Annotated in this window: 5 protein-coding genes; 3 read left to right on the top strand and 2 right to left on the bottom strand. The window is 35.0% G+C overall.

Annotation, left to right across the window (positions count from 1 at the left end):
• From ACW6OJ_RS07370 to ACW6OJ_RS07380, 3 genes are all read left to right on the top strand, one after another.
• The coding region (locus tag ACW6OJ_RS07370) for an FtsX-like permease family protein (protein ID WP_456096183.1) at positions 1-1,242 on the top strand (1,242 nt) is incomplete at its 5' end.
• Positions 1,243-1,389: 147 nt separating this feature from the next.
• Positions 1,390-2,073, top strand: coding sequence for an ABC transporter ATP-binding protein (locus ACW6OJ_RS07375; RefSeq protein ID WP_314495161.1), 684 nt, complete (start codon positions 1,390-1,392; stop codon positions 2,071-2,073).
• Positions 2,074-2,125: 52 nt separating this feature from the next.
• The gene (locus tag ACW6OJ_RS07380; RefSeq protein WP_456096184.1) at positions 2,126-2,224 is read left to right on the top strand and encodes a hypothetical protein; all 99 of its coding nucleotides are present in this window, start codon (positions 2,126-2,128) and stop codon (positions 2,222-2,224) included.
• Between the two features lie 189 nt (positions 2,225-2,413).
• Here ACW6OJ_RS07380 and rsmG read toward each other — a convergent pair whose 3' ends face one another.
• Positions 2,414-3,142 carry a 16S rRNA (guanine(527)-N(7))-methyltransferase RsmG gene (gene rsmG, locus ACW6OJ_RS07385; RefSeq protein ID WP_456096185.1) on the bottom strand — a complete coding sequence of 243 codons (729 nt, stop codon included), beginning with the start codon at positions 3,140-3,142 and terminating at the stop codon, positions 2,414-2,416.
• Between the two features lie 91 nt (positions 3,143-3,233).
• On the bottom strand, positions 3,234-4,925 hold a 1,692-nt coding region (gene mnmG, locus ACW6OJ_RS07390; RefSeq protein ID WP_456096186.1), incomplete at its 5' end, for a tRNA uridine-5-carboxymethylaminomethyl(34) synthesis enzyme MnmG.

Raw genomic sequence — 4,925 nt, forward strand, 5'->3', positions numbered from 1 at the left:
CTAAGACCAACTACAAAAATACATAAGAAACTATTATTAATAAATATACAAAAAAATGCTATATATTTGATGATACCGGTTATTATGTTGAGCTTATCACTGTCTAGATATGTAGATAATATTAATAGAGATTATTTTAATAAGAATGTTGATTCTTCAGTAAATTTTCTTATGGGAAGAGAATATCACCTTACAAACCTAAGTAATATTTATAGACCAAAATCCAACTTGAATGATAGAAATATAGGTAGGTTTAGAGATGATAATAGAATTAAAAATATTGTTACGAAATCTAGTAAAGAGGCCTATTTTATCAGTGATGGAAAGATGTTCAATGAATACTTTTTAAACGATAGAGATTTAAATGGTAGAGAAATAAAAACAGTTATCACAGGAGTAGATGATGACTTCCTAATAAAAAATGGGTTTATAAGAAATAATAAATTTAAATCTACTTCAGAATACCCGGTAGCCTATCTTAGATCGAAGGTCTATAATAAATTAGAAACGAAGATGATACCAATTATGAAAAATATAAAAGTTGGAGATGTAATAAAGATCAAAGTTGCCCAATACTCCAATGGAAGAGAAGCCTACAAAACGAAAAAAATTATTGTTGGTGGATTTATTGATGATATAAAATGGTCAAGAAAAGTAGCTTCACAGGTGCTACTTCCTGAAATAATCACTGATACAGATAATTTTAAGAAATTAGTAGGATATGGAGGTGCTGATGAAATAAATTTCAATTATAATAGCAATAGTAAAAATCTAAGAGCATATATGGATAAAGTCTTAGGAAAGAATAACTACAAAACTATATCCGAAACCGAATTTAAGTATATTGATCAATATGACCATAGATTATATTTAAAAAAAATTATTATAATTATTATTTATATTTCAGTGCTGTCAATAATAACAATATATACAAGCTTAAATATGATTTTTGAACAAAGAAAAAGAGAAAATACTATAATGAGGTATATTGGTCTATCGAAAAAGAATATGATACTTATGTATATCAAGGAAAGTGTATTCTGGGCGATAGTATCAGGGGTAATAATGTTTGGAATAGTATTGTATAAATCAATTTATGACTACTTAGTTCATATAAAATATCTTGGTGGCGGATATAAAATGGTATTTAGCTTTGAGACGGTATCATTAGCAACATTATATGTAAGTGTATTGTTTGTTTTGGTTTATATTGTAGTTTTAAAAAAGAGGATTGAAGAGTAAAATATCATATATTAAAATAAACAATATGCAGTTAGATAAATTATTAATATATGATTTAGGAGAGGTGTAATGTTATTAGTTGCTATTATAGATAATGGCGTTGATTTTTTTGATGAAGAAGTTAAAAGAATGAAAGAGGAATAAACTATGAAAAAATTATTAGCAAATAACATAAAAAAATATTATGGCAAAGACGATTGTATAGTAAAGGCGGTTGACGATATTTCTTTAGAAATTGAATGTGGAAAGTTTACTTCAATTGTAGGTACATCGGGTAGTGGAAAATCAACATTACTTCACTGTATGGCTGGCCTTGATAAACCAACATTTGGAAATGTGTATCTAGGAGAGAATGATATTTATACACTGAGTGATGATGAGTTATCTAAAATAAGAAGACAAGAATTTGGATTTATATTCCAAAGCTTTAACCTAATACCAGTCCTTAATGTTTATGATAATATAATCCTACCAATCCAGCTAGATGGAAAGAAGGAAGACAAGGAATATATTATGGATATAGTAAAAAAGGTTGGACTAGAAGACCAGCTAAAGAAGTTCCCTAATGAATTATCGGGTGGTCAGCAGCAAAGGGTGGCAATTGCAAGGGCCCTATCCAACAAGCCTGCTATAATATTCGCAGACGAGCCTACAGGCAACCTTGATAGTAAGACTACTGAAGAGGTAATGAGTCTGCTTAGGTCTACTGTAAAAGACCTAAACCAGACCCTACTTATGATAACTCATGATGAAAATATAGCAAGGCAGGCGGATAGGCTTATTACTATAAGTGATGGAAAAATAATAAGTGATGAAAAAAATTGTAAATAGTATTTATATTTCAGTGCTGTCAATAATAACAATATATTATACAAGCTTAAATATGATTTTTGAACAAAGAAAAAGAGAAAATACTATAATGAGACATATTGGTCTATCAAAAAAGAGTATGATATTTATGTATATCAAGGAGAGTATATAAAGGCCAATACTAATATAAAGAATATTATAATTGTAGGTGGAGAAAAGTCTATATCAAGCTCTGTAGAAGATGAGTTAAAAGCTCTTAGATAGACAAAATAGAAGATAAACATTGATATTAAAAAAGCCTTGGTTAAGAAAAATTCTAACTAAGGCTTTTTAATATAATATATTCACCTAAATCCACAATCTAAAGTGGATTTTTAGAAGGCTTACCGGCTTTTCTTGGATACTTAGCCGGAGTGAGCTCTTCCTTTTTGAAGACCAGTATATTATGCTTTAATTCCTGGTCTGGTAGGCTGACATCTATCCTTTCAACCAACTTAACACCAAGTATCTTCATGGCGTTTTTAGCATCTTCTAATTCTGCATCTACACCAGGTCCCTTTAGGCATATAAAGAAACCACCGACCTTTACATAAGGGACACATAGCTCTAGTAGGATGGGTAGACTGGCTACTGCCCTCGCTGTTGCTATATCGTATTTTTCCCTATGGTCTGGTTTCTGGGCCATATCTTCAGCCCTGCCATGGACATAGTCTATACCATCTAGGCTTAGTTCTTGGCCAACTGCCTTTAGGAAGTTGATTCTCTTGTTAAGAGAGTCTAGTAGGGTCAACTTGATCTTCGGGTTACAGATTTTAAATGGCAGGCCTGGAAAACCAGCTCCTGTACCAACGTCTATAACTGATAGGCCATCACCAATATAGCCATTTTTAAATATGGCAACAGAGTCCAAAAAATGCTTGATATATACTTCTCTTTGCTCTGTGATGCCTGTTAGGTTCATATGCTGGTTGTATTCTACGAGGACCTGTCTATATTTTTCAAACCTATCCACTATTAGGTCATCTACCTGGATTGAAAAATCAGCCAGTCCTTTTTTTAGTAATTCTATATTTTCAATGTTTTGATTCATTTAAGCCTCCAAGTCTTCAAATTAATCAAATAAAGACATTTTGTCTTTTACTGGCTAGTAGGCATATAATGAAAGACCTACTAGTAGTTTCCTATTTTTTTCTTCTTGCCTGCTCTAGGTAGATTAGTAGGACAGATATATCAGCAGGTGATACACCAGATATTCTAGATGCCTGACCGATTGATGTAGGCTTGATGGCATTTAGTTTTTGTCTTGCCTCTATTCTTAGACCTTCTATTTCGTCATAGTCTAAGTCTGGTCTTAGTTTTTTCTTTTCTAGCTTTCTAAACTGGTCAATCTGCTTCATCTGTTTGCTGATATAGCCTTCGTATTTTATCATTATTACAGCCTGGTCTTTGACTTCATCGGATAGGTCCTTGTCTGATCCCTTACCAACCTCTTCAAGTAGGCTGTAGTTTACTTCCGGCCTCTTTAGAAACTCATATAGGGACAAGCCATTGTTTAGGCCAACTATACCCCTTTCCTCCAGGATATGGTTGATTTCCTTAGGGGTTATCCTATCATTTTTTAGTCTCTCTATTTCTTCCTCAACATCGGCCTTTTTCTTTAGGAACCGGTCGTATCTTTCTTGACTTACAAGGCCTATATCATAGCCCTTTTGAGTCAGTCTCATATCGGCATTGTCCTGTCTTAGGTATAGCCTATATTCAGCCCTGGATGTCATCATCCTGTAAGGCTCATTAGTTCCCTTTGTTACTAGGTCATCTATTAGGACACCTATATAGCCATCAGACCTATCTAGTATCAGGGCTTCCTGGCCCCTTATTTTTAGGACTGCATTAATACCTGCTATTAGACCTTGGGCTGCAGCTTCTTCGTAGCCTGATGTGCCATTGAACTGGCCTGCTGAGAATAGATTTTCCAAGCCCTTTATTTCTAGGTTCTGCTTTAGCTGGGTTGGATTTATACAGTCATATTCTATGGCATAGGCAGGTCTCATCAATTTAGCATTTTCTAGACCCTTGATAGACTGGTACATCCTTACCTGCATATCTAGGGGGAAGCTAGTTGATACACCCTGTATGTACATCTCCTTTGTGTCTAAGCCCTCTGGCTCTATAAATAGCTGGTGGGTTTCCTTGTCGTTGAACTTTACTATCTTATCCTCGATGGAAGGACAGTACCTAGGTCCTGTACCCTCGATATTTCCACTATACATGGCAGACTTTGTAATATTATCCTCTATTAGTTTCTTTGTTTCAGGAGTAGTCCTAGTAAGGTAGCAAATAATCTGGTCCCTTTCTATATTTTCATTCATAAAGGAAAATGGCACTACTTTTTCATCTCCTGCTTGGGGCTCCATGACTGAAAAGTCTATACTGTCCCTGTGGACCCTGGCTGGTGTACCAGTCTTAAATCTTCTCATGTCTAGACCAAGCCCTCTTAGGCTATTGGTTAGCTTTTTAGCATAGCCAAGACCGTTTGGACCCTCCTTGAAGGTATCATGGCCTATAAATATTGTTGACTCTAGGTAGACTCCTGTGGCAAGTATGGTTGCCCTGGACCTATATTGGCATCCCAGTCTGGTTCCTACACCAGTGATCCTATTTCCTTCATGGAGGATTTCCTCTACCTCATCCATAATTAGGTCTAGGTTCTCTTGGTTTTCAATAGTTTCCTTCATTACCCTATGGTAGAGGTTTTTATCTGTCTGGGCCCTTAGGGAGTGGACTGCCGGTCCCTTGGCCGTATTTAATATTCTCGACTGTATGTATGTAGCATCGATATTTAGACCCATCTGGCCACCAAGGGCGTCGACCTC

It is taken from the genome of Peptostreptococcus sp., from assembly GCF_977045075.1.

Coding starts and splice junctions, on each gene's coding strand:
- ACW6OJ_RS07375 (WP_314495161.1), top strand. CDS start 1,390: ATGAAAAAATTATTAGCAAATAACATAAAAAAATATTATGGCAAAGAC.
- rsmG (WP_456096185.1), bottom strand. CDS start 3,142: ATGAATCAAAACATTGAAAATATAGAATTACTAAAAAAAGGACTGGCT.
- ACW6OJ_RS07380 (WP_456096184.1), top strand. CDS start 2,126: ATGATTTTTGAACAAAGAAAAAGAGAAAATACTATAATGAGACATATT.